15 protein-coding genes are annotated in these 19606 nt (G+C 74.2%); 10 read left to right on the top strand and 5 right to left on the bottom strand.

The window, feature by feature from the left end; translation table 11 throughout:
- The 3 genes from G6W55_RS14895 to G6W55_RS14905 all read left to right on the top strand — a co-directional run bounded on the left by G6W55_RS14895 (position 1) and on the right by G6W55_RS14905 (position 4970).
- On the top strand, positions 1-1497 hold the full coding sequence (locus G6W55_RS14895; protein ID WP_175521425.1) for an ATP-binding protein: 1497 nt from the start codon (positions 1-3) through the stop codon (positions 1495-1497).
- Positions 1494-1847, top strand: coding sequence for a UBP-type zinc finger domain-containing protein (locus G6W55_RS14900; RefSeq protein WP_175521310.1), 354 nt, complete (start codon positions 1494-1496; stop codon positions 1845-1847). Before G6W55_RS14895 ends, G6W55_RS14900 begins: the two co-directional genes overlap by 4 nt.
- 117 nt (positions 1848-1964) lie before the next feature.
- Positions 1965-4970, top strand: a complete 3006-nt coding sequence (locus tag G6W55_RS14905; protein ID WP_175521311.1) for a helix-turn-helix transcriptional regulator — start codon at positions 1965-1967, stop codon at positions 4968-4970.
- Between the two features lie 51 nt (positions 4971-5021).
- On the opposite strand, the gene G6W55_RS14910 is transcribed toward G6W55_RS14905, so the two are convergent.
- The gene (locus G6W55_RS14910) at positions 5022-6809 is read right to left on the bottom strand and encodes a M4 family metallopeptidase (RefSeq protein ID WP_175521312.1); all 1788 of its coding nucleotides are present in this window, start codon (positions 6807-6809) and stop codon (positions 5022-5024) included.
- Between the two features lie 244 nt (positions 6810-7053).
- Between G6W55_RS14910 and G6W55_RS14915 the strand changes: the two genes are divergently transcribed.
- The 7 genes from G6W55_RS14915 (at position 7054) to G6W55_RS14945 (ending at position 15816) form a co-directional block, all read left to right on the top strand.
- A complete protein-coding gene (locus tag G6W55_RS14915) occupies positions 7054-8406 on the top strand; it encodes a serine hydrolase domain-containing protein (RefSeq protein ID WP_309243719.1) in 1353 nt (450 codons plus the stop codon).
- Positions 8407-8461: 55 nt separating this feature from the next.
- The gene (locus tag G6W55_RS14920) at positions 8462-9754 is read left to right on the top strand and encodes a CAP domain-containing protein (RefSeq protein WP_175521313.1); all 1293 of its coding nucleotides are present in this window, start codon (positions 8462-8464) and stop codon (positions 9752-9754) included.
- A 131-nt stretch (positions 9755-9885) separates the two neighbouring features.
- Complete coding sequence (locus tag G6W55_RS14925) at positions 9886-10929, top strand: tetratricopeptide repeat protein (protein ID WP_175521314.1); 1044 nt, start codon at positions 9886-9888, stop codon at positions 10927-10929.
- Positions 10926-11990, top strand: a complete 1065-nt coding sequence (locus G6W55_RS14930) for a polyprenyl synthetase family protein (protein WP_375372450.1) — start codon at positions 10926-10928, stop codon at positions 11988-11990. Before G6W55_RS14925 ends, G6W55_RS14930 begins: the two co-directional genes overlap by 4 nt.
- A gap of 257 nt (positions 11991-12247) precedes the next feature.
- Positions 12248-13897, top strand: coding sequence for a serine/threonine-protein kinase (locus G6W55_RS14935; RefSeq protein WP_175521315.1), 1650 nt, complete (start codon positions 12248-12250; stop codon positions 13895-13897).
- A gap of 85 nt (positions 13898-13982) precedes the next feature.
- Positions 13983-15053 (top strand): hypothetical protein, encoded by a 1071-nt coding sequence (locus G6W55_RS14940; RefSeq protein WP_175521316.1) that lies wholly within the window; start codon positions 13983-13985, stop codon positions 15051-15053.
- Between the two features lie 76 nt (positions 15054-15129).
- A complete protein-coding gene (locus G6W55_RS14945) occupies positions 15130-15816 on the top strand; it encodes a DUF2238 domain-containing protein (protein ID WP_175521317.1) in 687 nt (228 codons plus the stop codon).
- Positions 15817-15820: 4 nt separating this feature from the next.
- Here G6W55_RS14945 and G6W55_RS14950 read toward each other — a convergent pair whose 3' ends face one another.
- From G6W55_RS14950 to G6W55_RS14965, 4 genes are all read right to left on the bottom strand, one after another.
- Positions 15821-16306, bottom strand: a complete 486-nt coding sequence (locus G6W55_RS14950) for a DUF6328 family protein (RefSeq protein ID WP_175521318.1) — start codon at positions 16304-16306, stop codon at positions 15821-15823.
- Positions 16307-16371: 65 nt separating this feature from the next.
- Complete coding sequence (locus G6W55_RS14955; protein WP_175521319.1) at positions 16372-17355, bottom strand: aldo/keto reductase; 984 nt, start codon at positions 17353-17355, stop codon at positions 16372-16374.
- Positions 17356-17405: 50 nt separating this feature from the next.
- Positions 17406-18038 carry a TetR family transcriptional regulator gene (locus tag G6W55_RS14960; protein WP_175521320.1) on the bottom strand — a complete coding sequence of 211 codons (633 nt, stop codon included), beginning with the start codon at positions 18036-18038 and terminating at the stop codon, positions 17406-17408.
- Positions 18035-19567, bottom strand: a complete 1533-nt coding sequence (locus G6W55_RS14965; protein ID WP_175521321.1) for an MFS transporter — start codon at positions 19565-19567, stop codon at positions 18035-18037. Before G6W55_RS14965 ends, G6W55_RS14960 begins: the two co-directional genes overlap by 4 nt.
- Between the last annotated feature and the right edge of the window lie 39 nt (positions 19568-19606).

The following is a 19606-nucleotide window of genomic DNA, read 5'->3' on the forward strand; positions in this document are numbered from 1 at the left end:
ATGCCGTGCAGCCCGGCGGAGATCAGCTCGCTGTTCCTGTTCGAGAAGCTCACCCCCGAGCAGCTCGGACGGTTGTGCGGCGAGGGCGGCGTGGAGGCGTTCGAGCCCGGCCCGGTGTACACCGAGGGCGAGCCGGCCACCTGCTTCTACGTGATGCTGGAGGGCACGGTCGTGCTGTACCGGCGGGTCGGCGGGGACGACGTCGAGGTCAGCAGGACCTCCCAGCGCGGGGTGTACGCGGGCGCGATGCAGGCGTACCTCGGGGACCGGGTGCCGCAGCTCTACACCAACTCGATGCGGGTGACGGAGCCGACGCGGTTCTTCGTGCTGCCCGCCGAGTCGTTCGCGGCGGTCATGCGGGAGTGGTTCCCGATGGCCGCGCATCTGCTGGAGGGGCTGTTCTTCGGCTCCAAGAACACCCAGCGGGCGATCGGTCAGCGTGAACGGCTGCTCGCCCTGGGCTCGTTGTCGGCGGGGCTCACGCACGAGCTGAACAACCCGGCTGCGGCGGCCGTGCGGGCGACGGCCACGCTGCGCGAGCGGGTGGCCAAGATGCGGCACAAGCTCTCCGTGATCGCCGGGGGCGGCTACGACCCGCAGGCGCTCACCCGGCTCATCGAGATCCAGGAGCGCACCGCCGAACTCGTCGCCAAGGCCCAGGTGTTGAGCCCGCTGGAAGCCTCCGACCGGGAGGACGCGCTCGGCGACTGGCTGGACGACCACGGCATCCAGGAGGGCTGGCGGATCGCCCCGACCTTCGTGCAGGCGGGGCTCGACGTGGACTGGCTGGAGCAGGTCGCGGACACGGTGGCCGCGACAGACACGGACATGCTGCCGGGCGCGATCGGATGGCTCAACTACACCGTCGAGACCGAGCTGTTGATGGACGAGATCGACGACTCCACCAACCGCATCTCCCGGCTGGTGGACGCGGCGAAGCAGTACTCGCAGCTCGACCGCGCCCCCTTCCGGGTCGTGGACGTCCATGAACTCCTCGACAGCACCCTGCTGATGCTCTCCGGGAAGATCGGGCGGCGCATCGAGGTCGTGAAGGACTACGACCGGACGCTCCCGGAGGTGCCGGCGTACCCGGCGGAGCTGAACCAGGTGTGGACGAACCTCGTCGACAACGCCGTGTTCGCCATCAACAGCGCCGGAGGCGAAGGCACGTTGACCGTGCGGACGGCGCGGGAGGGCGATCGGCTGCTGGTGGAGTTCCGGGACACGGGGCCCGGGGTGCCGCCGGAGGTGCGCGGCCGGATCTTCGACCCGTTCTTCACCACCAAACCGGTGGGCGAGGGCACCGGTCTGGGCCTGGACATCTCCTGGCGGATCGTCGTGAACAAGCACCACGGCGGCCTGCACGTCGAGTCGGTGCCGGGCGACACCCGCTTCCAGGTCCTGCTGCCCCTGACCGCGCCCGAACCCGACGCGGAGACCGACACCGACGATCCATCCTCCGAAGCACCCTCCGATCCCGCAGAGGAGACGGTATGACCGACGTCGACGCGATCGACCCGAACGTCCCGCCCAGCGGCGCCGGCTGCGTCGAGTGCGACGCGGCGGGCGGCTGGTGGTTCCATCTGCGGCGGTGCGCGAGCTGCGGCCATGTCGGCTGCTGCGACTCCTCCCCCGCCCAGCACGCCACCGCCCACTACAAGGCCACCGGCCATCCCGTCGTGCGCAGTTTCGAGCCCGGCGAGGAGTGGTTCTGGGACTACTCCCGGGACGAGTTGTACGAGACGGGCCCCGAACTGACGCCTCCGGCCCACCATCCGGCGAACCAGCCGGCCCCCGGACCGGCGGGACGGGTCCCGGCGGACTGGGCGCGCGCCCTGCACCAGTGAGCCGGCGCGACGAGTGAACCCGCGCGTCATGTGATCCTGCACGTCACATGATCGTGTACGGGCGCTTCCGCCCTGGTCGCGGGCCGCGTTGTCGGACACGCGTGCCAGGATGGAGGGGTGTCGCAGACTGTGTTCGCCGGCCCGTTCGTCGGCCGGGAAGAGGAAGTCACCCGGCTCTCCGGTGTGCTGGAGCGCGCCCGGGACGGAGAGGCGCGCGCGGTGCTCCTCGCCGGGGACGCGGGCGTGGGCAAGACCCGTGTGCTGGACGAGGTCGCGGCGCGCGGCGCCCGGCTGGGCATGACGGTGCTCACGGGGCACTGCGTCGACCTCGGTGACGTGGGCCTGCCGTATCTGCCGTTCACGGAGATCCTGGGCGCGCTCGCCGCCGACGAGCGGTTCGCGAAGGTCGTCGCCGGGCATCCCGTGGCCGACCGGCTGCTGGACGCGGGCCCGGACCCGGCGGGCGAGGACCCGGGCCCCGGCCCGCGGGCCGGCGGCGGGGACGGCCGGCTGACGCTGTTCGAGGGGATGGCGGGGCTGCTCGCCGACCTGTCGGACGTCGCGCCGCTGCTGCTGGTCCTGGAGGATCTGCACTGGGCCGACCAGTCGTCGCGGGACCTGCTGCGTTTCCTGCTCAGCCGGGGCCTGCTGCAACGCCCCGCGGGCGGCTCCCCCGCCCGCCGTCTCGCCGTGGTCGCCTCCTACCGCGCGGACGATCTGCACCGCCGTCATCCGCTGCGCCCGCTCCTCGCCGAGCTGGTGCGGCTGCCGGCCGTGGACCGGCTGGACCTGCGGCCCCTGCCGGACGCGGACGTGACCCGGCTGGTGCGTTCCCTGGAGGACCGGCCGCTGCCGGAGGCCACGGTGCGCCGGATCGTGGAGCGCGCCGAGGGCAACGCCTTCTACGCGGAGGAGCTGGTCGCCGCGACGGACGCGGAGGCGTGCGGGGTGCCGAGCGGGCTGGCCGACGTCCTGCTGATCCGGGTCGAGCAGCTCTCCGAGACCGCCCAGCGGGTGCTGCGCACGGCCGCCGTCGCCGGGCGGCGGGTGGAGCACGACCTGCTGCGGGACGCCACGGACCTGCCCGAGGCGGAGCTGGAGGCGGTGCTGCGCGAGGCGGTCGGCCGCCAACTGCTCGTCGCGGGCGACGGGGGCACGTACGCGTTCCGGCACGCGCTGGCGCGGGAGGCGGTGTACGCGGATCTCCTCCCGGGTGAACGCTCGCGGCTGCACGGCACGTTCGCCCGCCTCCTCGCGGAGCGCGGCCGGCGTCCGGAGACCGCCGCGGAGCGCGCCCACCACTACCGCGAGAGCCATGACACGGCGGAGGCCCTCGCCGCCTCCCTGGAGGCCGCCGACCACGCGCAGCGGCTGCGGGCGCCCGCCGAGGAGCTGCGGCATCTGGAGGCGGCCCTCGATCTGTGGGCGGCGGTCGACCCGGCGGCCCGCCCGTCGGGCGAGGGCTGTGACCGGGTCACGCTGATCCTGCGGGCCTCGGCGGCCGCCGCGCACGCCGGTGAGGCGCACCGGGCAGTCTCGCTGACCCGGGCCGCGCTGGCCGGCATAGGCCAGGACGCCGACTCCGAACTCGCGGCCCGGGTGCGCTACACCCTGGCCGGCACCCTGATGAACGTCGACAACCTGACCTCGGCGTTCTCCTACAGCAGTGAGGCGCTGGCGCTGATCCCCGCCGAGCCGCCGTCGCCGACCTGGGTGTGGGCGGCGGCCACGCATGTCCTGGCGGCCCGTCAGGTCGGTGACAACGCGACCGCGCTGAGCGTCGCCCGGCGGGCCCTGGTCATGGCCGAACGGCTGAACCTGGCGGACGCGCGGGCGGATCTGCTGATCTCGCTGGCCAACATGGAGGGCGAGGGCCGCCGGTCCCCCGAGGCCAGGGAGCGGCTGAAGGAGGCCCGGGAGCTGGCCCGTGGGGCGGGCAACGCGCCGGTGGAGATGCGGGCGCTGTTCTCGCTGGCGATCGGCTGCTACGAGGCCGGGGAGCTGGAGGAGTGCCTGCCCTGGCTGAGCGAGGGCCTGGACCGGGCGCGCCGCGCGGGGCTGCTGTCGTCGCCGTATCCGCTGGAGATGCGCTATCTGCATCTGGTGCTGCTGTACACGCTGGGCCACTGGGACGAGTGCGCGCGGACGGCCGTCGCCGATCTGGCCGTGCTGCCCGCCGCGGCCGGGTATCGGGTGGGTCCCGCGCTGTACGTGACGCTGGCGCGCGGTGCGGCCGAGGAGGCGGTGGAGCGGGCGCGGGCGCTGACGTCGGGCCGCTTCGACTGGATGGCGACGCTGGTGGCGTCGATCGTGCTGACGGACGAGGCGGCGGGGCGCGGTGACGCCGAGGAGGCGGTGGCCCGGTTCCGGTCCTTCGTCGAGGTCCTCACCGACGACGCGGGCACGCCCCCGGACGTCACCGTCCGGCTGGCCGGGCTCGCCCTGGCGGGGGTCGCCGACGCCGCGGTCACGGCCCGGGCCGGCGGTGACGACGCGGCCGTGCGCCGGTGGTCGGAGGTGGCGGGCGACCTGCTGGAGACGGCGCGGAAGGTGGCGCTGCGCGGTGGGAGCGGGCCGCCGCAGGGGCCGGAGGGCCGGGCGTGGCTGGCGCGGGCCGAGGCGGAGGCGGTCCGGGCCGCGACGGGCCCGGACCCGGTGGCGTGGGAGCGGGCGGTGAGCGCGTTCGGCTTCGGGGACGTGTACGAACTGGCGCGCTGCCGGGCGCGGTTCGCGGAGGCGCTGCTCGCGGCGGGGCGCCGCGAGGAGGCGGCGGCCGAGGCGCGCGCGGCCCGGGAGACGGCGGTGCGGCTGGGGGCCGTTCCGCTGCGGGAGAGCGTGGACGCGCTGATCCGGCGGGGCCGGCTCGGGGACGCCCCGGCGGCGGCCGCCGGGGACCGGGCGGTGGCGCTCACCGCGCGGGAGCGGGACGTGCTGCGGCTGCTGGCGCTGGGGCGCAGCAACCGGCAGATCGGCGAGGAGCTGTTCATCAGCGGGAAGACGGCGAGCGTCCATGTCTCCAACATCCTCGGCAAGCTGAGCGCGGCGAGCCGGACGGAGGCGGTGGCGATCGCCTACCGGGAGGGGCTGCTGGCCGGGGCGGGCGAGGAACCGAGGACCGGGTGACGGCCCGGCCCCGGGCGGCCGGTGGTGCCGGTCGCCCGGGGCCGGGGGCCGTCAGCGCCGGGGCGGTACGTTCGCGGAGGTGACGTTGACGGCGGCCCATGCCTTGTTGACCGTCGTGAACTCCGTGCTGTTCTGGCCGTACAGGTCCCGGGCGGCCTTCAGCGTCGCGACGCGCGCGTCGTGGAAGCCGGTCGAGGAGACCATGTAGCGGGTCAGGGCGCGGTAGAAGATCGCGGTGGCCTTGGTGCGGCCGATGCCCTTGACGGGCGCCCCGGTGTAGGTGGGCGAGTCGTAGGTGACGCTGCCGATCTTCTTGCGGCCGCTGCCCTCGGCGAGCAGGTAGTAGGCGTGCGAGGAGACGCCGGAGCCGGCGTGCACCTCGGCGTCGTCCGTGCGCGGCGACCAGTAGTCGATGGCGCCTTCGAGGACGTCGAGGGACGGCTTGTCGAGGCGGCGCAGGAACTTCTGCCGCAGGCCCAGCTTCTCGCCGATCAGGTAGTTCGGCGGGTTCTTGGGGTTGTTCGCGCTGAACTCGACGGCGGAGCCGAAGATGTCGGCGAGGGACTCGTTGAGGGAGCCGGGCTCGCCGTACTGGTTGCCCTCGTCGTCGACGTAGGTCGGCTCCAGGCGGGCGGTGGCGTCCACGATGCCGTGGGTCAGCTCGTGGCCGGTGACGTCCAGGACGACCAGCGGCTTCTTGATGGTCCGGCCGTCGCCGTCGCCGTAGAGCATGCAGCCGCACGCCGGGTCCCAGAAGGCGTTGTCCACCTTCTTGCCGAAGTGGACCATGGCGCGGGCGCCCTTGCCGTTGTTCGCGATGCCCTTGCGGCCGAAGCTCTTCTTGTAGAAGTCGAGCGTCTTGGTGATGCCGTACTGGGCGTCGACGGCGGCGCTGGCGCGGTGGGAGACGGCGCCGTTGCCCCACTTGTTGTTCGTGGTGGTGAACTTCTTGCCGCGGGAGAAGTTCTCCAGCTCCAGGTTCTTCGCGTCGCGGGTCTCGGTGCCCCAGCGGGTGGGGTCCTTGAGCAGGTAGCTGCTGCGCCCGGTGCGGGTGGTGGTCAGGGGGACCTTGCCGGCGAACAGGGAGCTGCCGGTGCCCTTGGCGGTGGCCGGGTAGCGGGCGGCGGCCGCGGCGGCGGACGAGCCCATGAGGCCGCTGGGGACCGGGGCGTTGTGCGTGGCCGGGTCGAGGCTCTCGCCGCGCTCGCGCAGCTCGTCCACCAGGGTGGGCGACAGGAACTCGTCGCTGTCGGGGAGGTTGCTGCGCACGGTGCCGGTGCGGGCGTCCACGACGACCGTACGGGAGCCGCCGCCCTCGGCGGTGGCGCTGTCGGTGACCTGGATGCGGTAGGCGAGGGCCGAGGCGCCGCGGCGGGCGTCGACGACGAGTTCGGCGTCGCGCGCGTCGCCCTGTGCCACGGCGGCGGCCTTCGCCTCGGCCTGGCGTGCCGTCAGCGCGGCCTCGGCGCGGGCGGGGGCGACGGTGTGGCCGGCGGCGCGGGTGACACCCGCGTAGGTGAGCCGGGCGGTGAGGTGGACGACGAGGTCGCCGCCGAGGACGGGCATGCCCCGGTGGGTCCGCTGGAAGCGGACGTGGCGCGCGCCCTCGGGGTCGATCAGGACGTCCTGCGCCTGGAGCGCGTCGCCGCGGCCGACGCCGGTCGCGGCGCCGTGCGCGAACGCGGCGGCGCGGGCGGCCCGCACGATGTCGGTGCTCTGTGCGACGGCCGTGGTGGCCGGGGCCCGGTCCTCCCCCGCGAGGGCCGTGCCGGTCAGACCCGTGGCGGCCGTCGTCACGGCGACGGCGATCGCCAGGGTGCGTATGTGTGCTCTGCGCACTGGTGAGGGTTCCTTCGTTCGGGAGGCGGCGTTCAAAGGCTCCGTCGGGCGCCGAGGGGGCTGGTCGGGCCCCCGCCGACGACCCTTACGGATGAGTCATGTGCACGTAAAGCGGAAATCACCGACTAATGCCGTGTTCGTCGCGATACTGGGCACGTCCTCGACGCACGGTGGCCGCAGGGCGTCCAACTGTGCGTCGCTCGTGGAGATGTGACGTGACGGAAGTAGGTTGCCTCGCGTGAATGTGACCGATCTCGCAGCGCCGCCCGACCGGCCGAGACGCTCGACACCCTCCCGGCCCCGGTGGCTCCGGGCCGCGACGGCCGTCGGCGCGGGCGCGACGCTGCTGGCCCTGCTGCCGCTCCCGGCGGCCGCGCAGACGGCGCCACCGCCTCCGACGGCCACCGCGCCCGACGAGCGCGGCGCCACCTTCGCCCCCACCGAAGCCGTCGCACCCGCCGAGGCCGTCGCACCCGTCGGTGCCGTCGCGCCGCCGAAGCCCGATGTCACCGGGCTGAAGGGGGTGCTGCGCACGGCGGTGAGCCAGGGCGCGCCCGGTGCGATGGCGCGGCTGGACGACCACGGCACCCTGCACCACCTCACCGTGGGCACCTCCGACCGGCGGACCGGGCAGGCGCTGAGCAACAAGGACCGGTTCCGCATCGGCAGTGTCACCAAGACGTTCTCCGCCGTCGTGCTGCTCCAACTCGTCGACGAGGGCAAGCTCGTCCTGGACGCGCCGGTGAACCGCTATCTGCCGGGGCTGCTGCCCGACGACCGGATCACGGTCCGCCATGTGCTGAGCCACCGCAGCGGGCTGTACGACTACAGCAACGACATGTTCGCGTCGTCCGTGTCCGGCTTCGAGGCGGTCCGCACCAAGGTGTTCACCTACCGCCAGTTGGTGGCCCGTTCGCTGAGCCGACCGCGCACGACCGCGCCCGGCGGCGCCTACTCCTACTCCAACACCAACTTCGTCGTGGCCGGGCTGCTCATCGAGAAGCTGACGGGCCGCGGCGTGGGCGCGGAGTACCGGCGCCGCATCATCGAGCCGCTGAAGCTGCGCGACACCTTCTACGTCCACCCGGACACCGCGATCCCGGGCCGGTTCGCCCGCGGCTATCTCACCCCCGACACCCGGGGCGCCGCCCTGGTCGACGCCACCCGGCAGACCGCCTCCTGGGCGCAGAGCGCGGGCGCGCTGGTCTCCAGCACCCGGGACCTCGGCGTCTTCCTCTCGGCGCTGACGCGCGGCAAGCTCACCTCCGCCGGCGCGCTGGCCCAGATGCGGCGCTGGGTCCCGGCGGGCACCCAGCAGGCGTACGGCCTGGGACTGCGCCGCCGCGACCTGTCCTGCGGCGTGTCGGTGTACGGCCACACGGGCGCCGTCCAGGGCTACTACACCTACGCGTTCACCACGCAGGACGGCAAGCGCACCCTGACCGCACTGGCCAACGCCTCCAACAACGGCACCGTGCACAACACGATGCTGCGCACCCTGGAGTCGGCGTTCTGCGGCAGGACCACGAGCACCCGTGAAATCAGGGCACCCTACGAGCACTCCGAGGACGGCGCCCCGGACCTGGTCCGGCACTGACGGAGCCCTCGGCCCGGCCGGGAACCCCGGGGGCGCCGGTGCGCGTTGTCGTGGGGTGAGCGAGTTGGTCCCCGGCGGCAATCTGCCCCTGCCGAGCGGCACCCTGACGATCCGGGTCCCCGGCCCCTTCGACGTGTGCGCGCTCGTCACCGACGACGGCGGCCGGGTGCGGGGGGACTCCGACTTCGTGTTCTACAACCAGCCGTCGGCACCGGGCGCCCGGCTGAACGGCGACACGCTCACCCTGGACCCCGGCCGGCTGCGCGCCGGGGCCACGCGGGTCACCGTGGTCGTCGGCGCCGCCGAGCCGGGCACTCCCCTGGTCCGGCTGCCCGCGCCCGTGCTCCAGGTCACCGACGCGCGCGGCCGCCCGCTCGCCCGCTTCGCGCCGGCGCGCCCCCGGCAGGAGACGGTCCTGCTGCTCGCGGAGGTCTACCGGCGCGCCGGGGTCTGGAAGCTGCGAGCCCTCGGCCAGGGGTACGCGGAGGGACTGGCGGGCCTGGCCCGGGACTTCGGGGTGGACGTCCTGGAGGACACGGCGCCTGCCGACATCGCACCCGTCGGCACGGCATCCGACCCCGACGGCTTCCTCGCCCTCGTCAACCCCGCCCGCGCCGCCGCCGGCGCGGGGCCCGTCGCGTTCGACGCCCGGCTGGCCTCGGCGGCGCGGGAGCACGCGGCGCGGATGGCCGACGCCGGACGGCTCGGCGCACAGGACCGGGACGGCGTCTCGCTGCACCAGCGCATCGCCTCGGCCGGATACGCGTTCCTGGCCGTGGGCGAGCACCTGGTCTCCGGACCGCGCACCCCCGAGGAGTTCGTCGCCTCCTGTCTGCGCACCGGGCAGGCCCGCCGCACCCTGCACGACCCGGCGTTCGTCCACGCCGCCCTGGGCCGTGCCGCGGACCGGCGGGGCGACATCTACTGGACGGCCGTCTGGGCGAGCCCGTTCACGGCGGACGGGCTGGCCAGGACCGCGGCCGACGTGGTCGCGCTCACCAACCGCGAGCGGGCGGCGGCGGGACTGCGTCCGCTCACGGCCGACGCCCGGCTCACCGCCGCCGCCCAGGCGCACTGCGCGGACATGGTGGCGCGCCGCTTCTACTCCCACACCTCGCCCGAGGGCGGTCAGCCCTGGGACCGGGCGGCCGCCGCGGGGTCGCCGCTGCGGACCGTCGGGGAGAACATCGCCTGCGGTCAGCGCACCGCCGCCGAGGTGGTGGAGGGCTGGATGAACAGCCCAGGACACCGCGCGAACATCCTCAAGCCGGCCTTCACACACATCGGTGCCGGCTTCGCGGGCGGCGGCCCCTCCGGTACCTACTGGACTCAACTCTTCGGCGCCTGAGGCCCGTTGACCCGGAAGTGATCTGCGCCTCACAGGCAACCCCGGCCCCGGGACCCGCGTCTTGATCGGCAAGCAGGCACTATGCGCGTCATGTATACACAGAGTGTATACATGGAAGCCGAAAGGAATCCATGTACGGCAAGGCTTTCGCCCCGGAGTACCAGGGCGCCCTCACCACCCTGTCCGTGAACTCCTCCCTCACCGACGTCCTGGCCGCCGGCGCCGAGCAGTTGCGTGCCGCCGAGGAGGCCGGGGAGCACGGCGAGGCGGCCCGCTCCGGGCTCGCGGTCGCCGAGGCGCACCGGCGGCTCGGCCAGGTCCGGGAGGCGGACCGCGCGTGGAAGGCGAGCTACCGGGCGGCACGGGACGCGGACGATCTCGCGGCGATGGCGTGGGCGCTGTGGAGCGGCGGCACCCTGGCCCGGCAGCGCGGCGCGTTCCCGCTGGCCCGGCGGCTGCTGGGCCTCGCGGCCGAACTCGGCGAGCACGGCGGCGACATCGTCGTACGGGGCTACTCGCTGGCCGGGCTCGCCGAGACCGGGCGGATCCAGGGCGACTACGAGGCGGTCGCGCGTCTGCACGAGCAACTGCTCGCCGAGGCACGCCGGCGCGGCGAGGCCCGGCACACGGTGTGGGCGCTGGAGGGCATCGCGCAGATCCACCGCAACTCCGGTTCCTACGACACCGCGTTCGCGCTGTTCGAGGAGGCGGCGGAGATCGCCGCGGGCGCCGAGGACCGGCGCGGGCACGCGTGGGCGCTGCGCGGCCTCGCGGACATCGTCTCGGTGCGCGACGGCGACACCGAGCGGGCCCTCGCCCTGCTGTCGGAGGCGGAGGAGACCTGCCGTGCGATGAAGCTGTCGGGCGCGCTGGCCTACAACCACAAGATGCGCGGCAACGTCTTCTACCGCGCCGGGCGTTACCCCGAGGCGCGGGCGCTGTACGAGCAGGCGCTCGACGAGTTCCGTGCCATGCGGGAGCCGCGCGGCGAGGCCCTCTCCCGGCTCGGGCTCGCCAAGTCCCTGGCCCGGCTGGGCCGCGACCGCACCGAGACGGCCGCCGAACTCGACGACCTGGCCGGGGTGTTGGAGCGGATAGGGCTGCGGCACGCCCGCGAGATGGTGAGCCGGGCCCAGGCGGAGCTGGGCGTCGAGCCGGCCGGGGCCACCCGGTGACCCCGCTCGACGCGCCGGTGCGCGCGGCCGGAACCACCACGGAGGCGGCACCGGACGCACTCCGACTGCTGACCCGTTGCCGGGCGTTGGTGCGCCCCGCGCTGGCGGAGGCGGTGGGGCGGCTGCATCCATGGGTCGGGGAGATGGCCGCCTACTCCTTCGGCTGGTGCGAGGCGGGCGGGGCGCCCGCCGCCGGTTCCGGCGGCAAGGGGGTGCGGCAGGCGCTCGCGGTGCTCGGCGCGGAGGCCGTCGGGGCGCCCGCGCGGGCCGGGGTGCCGGCCGCGGTCGCCGTGGAACTGGTGCACGCCTTCTCGCTGTTGCACGACGACGTCATGGACGGCGACACCACCCGGCGCGGCCGCCCCACGGTGTGGAAGGCGTACGGCACGGGACCCGCGGTGCTGGCGGGGGACGCGCTGTTCGCGCTCGCGGTGGAGACCCTCGCCGTCCAGCCGCCGCCCGCGGGCCCGGCCGCCGTACGGCTGCTGTCCGGGGCGCTGGGCGATCTGGTGCGCGGGCAGGCCGACGATCTGCTGTTCGCCGGCCGGCCCTGGGCGGGTCCCGGGCGGGTGTCCCCGGAGGCGTACCGGGCGATGGCCGAGGGCAAGACCGGTGCGCTGCTGGGCTGTTCGGCGGCGCTGGGCGCCCTCCTCGCGGGCGCGCCGCCCGCCGCGGTGGCCGCGCTGGACCGGGCGGGGCGGCGGCTCGGGGTGGCCTTCCAGGTGGTCGACGACGTGCTGGGCATCTGGGGCGACCCCTCGGTCACCGGCAAGGCCGTGCACGCCGATCTGCGCGAGCGGAAGAAGACCTTCCCGGTGCTGGCCGCGCTCGCCTCGCCGGCCCCGGCGGCGCACCGGCTGGCCGTGCTGCTCGACCGGGGCGGCGATCCGGCCGAGGCGGCGGCACTGGTCGAGGAGGCCGGGGGCCGGGCGGCGGCGCTCGCCGAGGCGGACCGGCTCGTCGGCGCGGCCGAGGAGGCGCTGGCCGAGGTGCCGCTCGCCGCCGGTGCCGTACGCGACCTGCGGTCCCTGGTCGGGTTCGCCGTACACCGGGAGCTGTGACGGGGTATAAGACACCGCGTCGAAAAGGGGAATGTCCCCTGTGTCCGCCGAGGGCCTTTCCGCGGTCACGGCAATTTCATTCCCCGTCGCTATGCCAGGGCCGTTGACCGGCTCAAAGGTTGACTCTTTGACCTCCGCTTGACCTTCGGTCTTGAATGAAAGACAGAAATCATGGCGGAGTCGCGGTCGCATTGAACGCAGGCCCGCGCACCCCCCGTACTCCTGGGAAAGGGAGAGCTCCGGGGGTTCAGCGAGGGATGACCATGGTCAAGGCGCACGTCTCCACGCACGAAGCCGTCGCCGGCAGGTACCGGCTCCTCGATGTGGTCCACCGGGAGACCAATCGCGTCGGCTGGTACGGGGAGGACCTGGAGACGGGCCGCCCGTGCCTGGTCACCCGGATCGGTCTGCCCCCGGACCTCGGCGAGGACGTGGCCTGCCGGGCGGCCGAACGGGTCCTCCACATGTCGGCGACGATGGCCCGGCTCTGCCCCGGCCGGATCGCCGGGGTCGTCGACGCCCTCGCCGAGGCGGGGTGGCTGTGGACCGTCACCGAGTGGATCGACGGGCTGCCGCTCGGGCAACTCCTGGAACGGAAGGGCTCGTTCGGTGCGGCCCGGACGGCGACGGTCGGGCTCCAGTTGCTCGACGTCCTGGAGGCCGCGCACGGCGAGGGCATCACCCACGGCGAACTCAGCCCCGCCCAGGTGTTCGTCCGGGCCAAGGGGCCGGTGGTGGTCACCGGGTTCGGGCTGGCCGGCGCCACGCTCGTGCCCCGGCTCGCGGCACCGGCGTACGCCTCGCCCGAACAGGCCAGGGACGAGCGGATCGGCCCGGCGGCGGATCTGTGGGCACTGGGCGCGATCCTCTACTCGATGGCCGAGGGGCGGCCCCCGTACCGGGACCGGGACCGGCCCGAGGCCACCCTCAAGAGCGTGGACCGGCTGCCGCTGCGCACCCCGGTGCGGGCCGGGGCGCTCACCCCGGCCCTGCTGGGCCTGCTGCGCAAGGACTCCCGGGAGCGGATGACCCGGGCCGCCCTGCGCCAGTCCCTCACCCGGGTGCTGGACGAGGACCCGCAGCCCGTCCCGCCGCCGCCCCGGCTGCGGCGCGCCTACACCACCGTCCGCAACGCGGGCCCGCACTGGACCGGGCGGGCGATGGCCGTCGGGACGGCGCTCGCGGTCGTCACGGTCGCGGTCGCCGCGCTGGCCGTCGCCCACCAGTTGCCGGGCACCGAGGAGACGGCGGCGGAGGGCGGGGCGGCCACCGCCCCGGCGACGGCCCCGGCCCCCGGGGAGGACCCGGGCGACATCGGCGACAGAGCCACACCGACGGCCGGCGTCTCGCCCTCGCCCTCCGCGCCGGTCACCCCGCCGAAGCCCTCCCCCACCCCGTCCTCCCCCTCGGCCTCGCCCTCCGGCGGCGGTCTGCCGGCCGGTTTCCGTGTCTTCCGCGCCCCCGAGGGCTTCTCCGTGGCCCTGCCCGCCGGCTGGAAGCGGCTGGACACGGCGACCGACGCGGACAACGCCTACCGGGTCACGTTCGGGGCGGACGGCGATCCGCGCACCCTCGCCGTGACCTACACCGAGCGGGTGGGTCCTGACCCGGTCGCCGTCTGGCGCGAGGACGTGGAACCGGGGCTGAGCGAGCAGGAGGGCTACCGGCGGATCGGCGCGATCGAGGCCACGACGTACCAGGGGTACAAGGCGGCCGACATGGAGTGGGTCGTCGACGTCGACGGCGCCCCGGTCCGCACCTTCGGCCGGGGGTTCCTGCTCGGCGGGACGCGCGGCTTCTCGCTGCGCTGGACGACCCCGTCCGCGGACTGGGACAAGAAGGCCAACCGCCAGGCCCTGGACACCTTCCTGCGCACGTTCCGGCCGGGGACGGGCTCATCGGCGTGAGGTGCGTCAAAGCCGTGCCAATGGTGCATATAGGCTGCTGCGGTCCGCACGTCCGCGTGTCCCCACCCTCCGAGGAGAGTCAGCCGTGACCCTGGCGATCGACCGTCCCGAGACGCCCCCCGCGCCCCCGTCGGAATCCTCGGCGCCCTCGGCACCGTCGGCCCTGTCGGATCTGGTCGCGCGGGACGCGCGGGAGTTCGGGGTGTACGCCCGCACCGGCGGCTGGGCCTTCGGGCTGCTGGTGGCCCGCAGCGTCCGGCCGGGCGGGCAGAGCGCGGACGACACCCCGAAGGTGTCGGCGAAGGAGTTCGCGGAACTGGCCGGCTGCTCGCCCGAGCGCGTGCTGCGGTACTACAAGGCGTGGGACCGGGCGGCCGACGACGGTCTCGTCCCGCACTTCGAGGAGCTGGCGCCCGGCCAGGAGGTCGAACTGCCGGACGCCGACGTGTGGTTGACCTACTACGTCTCCCGCTCCAGCGCCACGTCCGAGCGCGGCACGGCGATCGCCGAGGCCGCCGAGGCGGAGGGCATCCGCCCGACGAAGGCCCTGGAGGTCGCGGAGAACCCCACCGCCCTGCGCGCCGCGATCCTCGCCGATCCCTCCACCGCCCGCGCGGCCCGCGCCGCCCTCCTGGACCGGGTCCGCGAGGACCCCGACCTTCAGGCCGAGCTGGCCCGGGACGTGGTGCGCACCGACGACCTGAAGAAGGCCGTCGCCACCGAGAGCCGCTCGGCCGACCGGATCGGGTACGTCCGTCAGATCGCCGAGTCCGGGCAGGTCAAGACCCCGGCGGGGCAGACGATCGACGCCCCCGCCGAGCTGCGTCAGGAGGCCGAGCGGCATCTGTCGCTGATCGACGAGCTGGACGAGCACGAGGACGCCGGCGAGTGGGCGAGCGAGGCGTACGACACGATGAAGAGCCTCGTCCTGGAGACCGTGGAGGCCGATCCCGAACTGCGGGTCCAGGAGCGGCGCACCAAGTTCTACAGCAGCCTCCAGCGGGCGACGAAGGTCTTCGAGGAGCTGACCTTCGACGACGCCCAGGAGTTCTACGAGGACGACATGGTCCAGCAGTTGGAGGAACTCCAGCAGGCGATCGGGAGCTGCATCACGGCCCTGCGCGGGGCCCGCGGCACCTCAGGGGGAGCTGAGTAGCGGTACTCATGCCGCCGTCCGGCGGCCGGCCCCACCATGGGTGCTCCACACCGTCCCTTTCTCCGAGGAGCGCCCGATGTCCGCTGCCGGTCCGTCCGCCGACGTCTCCACCGGTCCCTCCGCGGGCCCGTCCGCCGCGGTGCCCGCGTCCCGCCGGACGCTGCCCGTCCTGTGTGCCGGGCTGGTGGTCGCGGGCCTGGCGCTGTCGGCCTGGCGGCCCCACGACCCCACCACCTGGCTGCTGGAGACGGTGTGGGTCCTCGTGGGGCTGCCGGTGATCGTGCTGACCTGGCGGCGGTTCCCGCTCACCGGCCTGCTGTGCGTACTGCTCGCGGTGCACGCGCTGGTGCTGGCGCTGGGCGGCCACTACACGTACGCGCGCGTGCCGCTCGGCGACTGGGTGCGGGACTGGTTCGGCCTCGACCGCAATCCGTACGACCGGTTCGGCCACCTCATGCAGGGGTTCGTACCGGCGATCCTGGTACGGGAGCTGCTCAGCCGTACGTCCCCGCTGCGCGGCAGCCGCTGGCTGGCGCCGCTGACGGTGTGCGCGTGCCTCGCGTTCAGCGCGGTGTTCGAGATGTTCGAGTGGGCGGCGGCGGTGATCGGCGGTCAGGCGGCCGACGCCTTCCTCGCCACCCAGGGCGATGTGTGGGACACCCAGTGGGACATGTTCTGCGCGCTGATCGGCGCGACGGTGTCCGTCCTGGTCCTCGGGCGGTGGCACGACCGGCAGTTGGCCGCCCTGCGGCAGGACCGGTGACCGGCTACCGCGTCGTGTAGCGGGAGCGCGTCCACAGGGGCAGCGCGAACCAGCACAGCACGTACCAGAGGACCACGCCCGTCACGAGCCAGGGCACGTAGTCGTCGTGGGTCGCGACGCGCAGGACCAGCAGGAGGGCCGCCGTCATGGTGGCGAGGAGCAGCACCAGGCCGACGAAGGTCAGCCGGGAGGCCCACTGCACGGCCTGCGGTTTCATCCGCCGCCCCGACACCAGGCGGTGCAGCGCCACCGGCCCGATCAGGGCGCCGGTGGCGGCGGACCCCAGGACGACGGTGACGATGTAGATCGCCTCGTCGGTGTCGCTCAGGGTGGTGAACCGCGGGGTGAAGACGACGGTCAGCAGGAAGCCGAAGAGGATCTGTACGCCGGTCTGGGCGACGCGGACCTCCTGGATGAGGTCGCCCCACATCCGGTCGGCGCGCTCGTCCTCGGTCTCGTCCCGGCCTGTTCTTCGGCTCTCCTGCTCCATACGGCCCGGGTATCCGGGCCGTACGCCGTTCAAACTGTTGTGCCCGCCCGTTCGCCCGGTGGGCCCTACCAGCGGTCCTCGACGCGCTCCTTGATGCGCCGGTCGTAGAGGTCGCGGACCGCCGCGAGGGTCTCCTCGGACAGCGGCGGCAGCTTGGCGGCGGCCGCGTTGGCGCGGGCCTGCTCGGGCGAGCGGGCGCCCGGGATCACGGTGGTCACACCGGGCTGCTGCACGATCCAGCGCAGCGCGAGCTGGGCCGGGGTATACCCCTCGGGGGCGAGGGCGGCGAACTCTACGGCGGCCTCGACACCGGTGGCGTAGTCCACGCCGGAGAAGGTCTCGCCCTGGTCGAAGGACTCGCCGTGCCGGTTGTAGGTGCGGTGGTCGTTCTCGGGGAAGACGGTGTCCTTGGTGTACTTGCCCGAGAGCAGACCGGAGGCGAGCGGGACGCGGGCGATGATGCCGACGCCGGCCTCCCGGGCCGCCGGGAGCACCTCGTACAGGGGCTTCATCCGGAACGGGTTGAGGATGATCTGCACGCTGGCGACGCCCGGGCGGGCGATCGCGGTGAGGGCCTCGGCGCAGGTCTCGACGCTCACGCCGTACTGCGCGATGCGCTGCTCCTCGACCAGGGTGTCGAGGGCGTCGTACACCTCGTCGCGGGAGTAGACGGCGGTGGGCGGGCAGTGGAGCTGCACCAGGTCGATCCGGTCGACGCCGAGGTTGCGGCGGGAGCGGTCGTTCCAGGCGCGGAAGTTGTCGAGGACGTAGTTCTCGGGGATCTGCTCGACGCGGCGGCCCATCTTGGTGGCGACCAGGACGTGCAGATCGGGCCGGCCCGCGAGGAAGGCGGCGATGGTCTGCTCGCTGCGTCCGTCGCCGTAGACGTCGGCGGTGTCGAAGAAGGTGACGCCCGACTCGGCGGCCGCCTCCAGGACGGCGAGGGCCTCCTTGTCGTCCACGTCGCCCCAGTCGGCGCCCAGTTGCCAGGTGCCGAGACCGACGACGGATGCGTGCTGACCTGACCGGGGGAATTCGCGCTCGTCCATGGCGTCAGTCAATCATCCGCCGGCGGCCGGTGCGGAATCGGCGGGTCCGGTCAGGTCCCCACCGGTCGGGCGGGTCCGGTCAGATGGGCCTGGACCGTGGGGCCGTAGCGGTCGACGACGTCCTCGACGGGCAGGGAGCGCAGTTCCGGGCCGCGCGCGATGCCCAGCATCATGCTGAGGCCGAGGGCGGTGGCCAGGGCGAGTTCGGCGCGGACGGCCGCGTCGGGGCCGGGCAGCCGGGCGGCGAGGCGGTCGAGGACCTGGGCGCGGAAGTTGGCGCGCAGGACGTCGCCGTGGTCGCCGTGCAGGGGGGCGAAGGCGATCCGCAGCACGGGGTCGGCGCCGCGCTCGCGCTGCCCGGTGAGGATCTGGCGGACCATGTGCCGGCCCAGGTCCTCCAGGGGCGCGTCGAGGAACGTCTCCGCGTCCTCCTCGAAGGACATCACGCGGGCGAACAGGGCGTCCTTGTTGCCGAAGTACTTCAGCACCAGGGGCGCGCTCACTCCGGCGCGCTCCGCGACCGCCTTGAGGGTGATGTCGGCGTGGGCGTGGCGGGCGAGGAAGTAGCGGGCGGCGCGCAGGATGGCGGCCTTGGTGGCCTCGGCGTCACGGCGGCCGGGTGCGGGGGAAGCGCCGGGGCCGGACGGGGGTGGCGGTGGGGGTGGGGTGCTCACGGGGTTCATGCTCCCTCCATCGCCTCGCCCTTGACCGTCCGGGGGCCGTCCGCGGCGCGTGCCGGGACCCCGGACGCCGCCTCGGGTGCCGTCTCGGACGCGGCCTCGGACGCCGTGCCCGGTGCCGGGTCGCCCGGGATGGTGAGCGCCACCGCGCAGGCGGCGAGGGCGACGGCCGCCGCGACGGCGAAGGCCACCAGATAGCCGTGCAGGGTCGGCACCGGGACCCCGGCCACCGGGACGGTGTGGTGGACCAGGACTGCCGCGACGGCGGCGCTGGAGACGGCCTGGCCGATGGTGCGCATCAGGACGTTGACGCCGTTCGCGGAGGCGGTCTGGCCGGCCGGGACGGCGCGCAGGACCAGCGCGGGCAGCGCCGAGTAGGCGAGGGTGGTGCCGGTGGCCACGACCGCCGCACCCACGATGATCATCGCCAGCGAGCGGCTGTCGGCGATGCGCACCGCGTACCCGGCGGCGATGACGGCGGCGCCCAGGGCGAGCGTGATCCTGGGGCCCCGGGCCGCCGAGATCCGGGCGGAGAGCGGGGAGAACAGCAGCATGGTGACGCCGCCGGGCAGCAGGCACAGTCCGGTCTGCACGATGGACAGCCCGAGCCCGTAGCCGGTGGCCTTCGGCGCCTGCACGAGCTGCGCGGTGACCAGCGAGTTGGCGTAGAAGGCGAAGCCGGTCAGCAGGGCGGCCACATGGGCGAGGCCGACGCGCGGCCGGGACACCAGCCGCAGGTCCACCAGGGGCCGTTCGGCGCGCAGTTGCTGCCACCACCACAGGGCCAGCACGAGGACGGCGGCCAGCAGCAGGCCGACGATCCGGGCGCTCCCCCAGCCCCACTGACCGCCCTGGGACACGGCGAGGAGCAGGCAGATCAGTCCGGCGGCCAGGCCCAGCGCGCCGGTCACGTCGAACCGGCCGGGCTCGCGCACGGGCGACTCCGGCACCGCCCACCGGACCAGCGCGACCCCGGTGGCGCCGAGGACGGCCGTCACCCAGAACATGGTGTGCCAGTCCGCGTACTGGATGACGACGGCCGCCGCCGGAAGTCCGAGCGCGGCGCCGATGCCGACGGTGGAACTCATCAGCGCGACCGCCGACCCCCGCCGTTCCGCGGGGAGTTCGTCGCGCAGGATGCTGATGGAGAGCGGGACGACGGAGACGGCGGCGCCCTGGAGCGCGCGGGCGGCGATGAGCACGCCGATCTGTGAGGTCGAGGCGCAGACCACCGAGCCCGCGGTCATCAGGGCGAACGAGAGCAGCAGGACCCGGCGCTTGCCGTACATGTCGCCGGCGCGGCCGAGGACGGGGGTGAGGACGGCACCGGAGAGCAGGGCGGCGGTGACCATCCAGGAGACGGCGGCCGGGGAGGCGCCGGTGAGCCGGGGCAGGTCGGGCAGGAGCGGGACGACGACCGTCTGCATGACGGCCATGAGGATGCCGCAGTAGGCCAGGACCGGGACGGTGAGCCGGGCCCGCAGGCCGGTGGTGCCCCGGTCCGGGCCGGATATCGGAGCGGGCGACGCCATGGGGGACTCCTGCGGCCGGCACGGAAGAAAATGAGGGTG

The organism is Streptomyces sp. CAI-85 (assembly GCF_013363615.1).
Classification (GTDB): Bacteria; Actinomycetota; Actinomycetes; order Streptomycetales; family Streptomycetaceae; genus Streptomyces; species Streptomyces antibioticus_B.